The organism is Flavihumibacter cheonanensis (genome assembly GCF_022352215.1).
Taxonomy (GTDB): Bacteria; Bacteroidota; Bacteroidia; order Chitinophagales; family Chitinophagaceae; genus Flavihumibacter; species Flavihumibacter cheonanensis.
Window position 1 is genome coordinate 1 of record NZ_JAKRWF010000148.1, and the last position, 285, is coordinate 285.

The following is a 285-nucleotide window of genomic DNA, read 5'->3' on the forward strand; positions in this document are numbered from 1 at the left end:
GGCCGGATCGTCCGGGCCGTTGCCTGCGGCCCGCAGCGCGTCGACCAGGAAACTGGTGTTCGAAAGGTCCGGCCGCTTGTGCTTGCCGTAGCCCGCCCCGCCGTACGCCGGGCTGGACAGGTCTTGCTCCTCGTCCTTGTCCCACTGGATGCCCTTGAGAAAATTCTCGGCGTTTTCAATGAGTTTGTCGTAGCGGCCGTCCCTATTGGCCTCGGCGAAGCACATTAGGGCCAACGAGGTCTCGTAGTTGCGGTAGAACGCGCCTTTGAGATAAATGCCGCCGTC

Annotated in this window: 1 protein-coding gene; it reads right to left on the minus strand. The window is 62.5% G+C overall.

What is annotated here, in order from left to right:
* A partial coding sequence (locus MD536_RS21475; RefSeq protein WP_239603831.1) for a hypothetical protein occupies positions 1-285 on the minus strand: 285 nt, incomplete at both ends.